Annotated in this window: 1 protein-coding gene; it reads left to right on the forward strand. The window is 63.2% G+C overall.

What is annotated here, in order from left to right; translation table 11 throughout:
- The coding region (locus AC2ETI_RS32635; RefSeq protein ID WP_483635050.1) for an AAA family ATPase at nt 1-560 on the forward strand (560 nt) is incomplete at both ends.

Raw genomic sequence — 560 nt, forward strand, 5'->3', positions numbered from 1 at the left:
GACCCGACTAGCCTTTTCCATCCAGTCATCACCCTGCCAGACGACGTTCGCGCTGACCGCTACGCCCGGTTGGTAGGTCTCGACGCGGTCAAAGCGAGGCTGCGCAAGGAAGCAGCCGTACTTGCCGACCCGGCGCACCTCATCAGATGGGCGTCGAAGAACCACCCCAAAGTGAAGCCCGACGATCAGTCGTTCACCCTGCTGAAGGACCGCGCGCCTCTGCTGCTGTTTGCAGGCGATGTCGGCTCGGGTAAGTCGGCACTCGCGGAGAGCTTCGGATGCGACCTCGCCGCACACCTGGGCGCCGAGGTCGAACTGTGGCGACTCAAGCTCTCGACACGCGGCTCTGGACATGTCGGTGAAATGACCGCGCTGATCGGCTCGGCGTTCGAGGAAGTCACGTCCGAGGCCAAACTCGGCCGACATTATCGAACCGGCAAGGTCTCGAAGGTCACCATCATGGTGATCGACGAGGCTGACGCGCTCGTACAGTCCCGTGAAGCCACCCAGATGCACCACGAGGACCGCGCAGGCGTAGACGCGTTCCTCGCCGAGATCGA

This window comes from Rhodococcus sp. MurmanLake-1, from assembly GCF_056945715.1.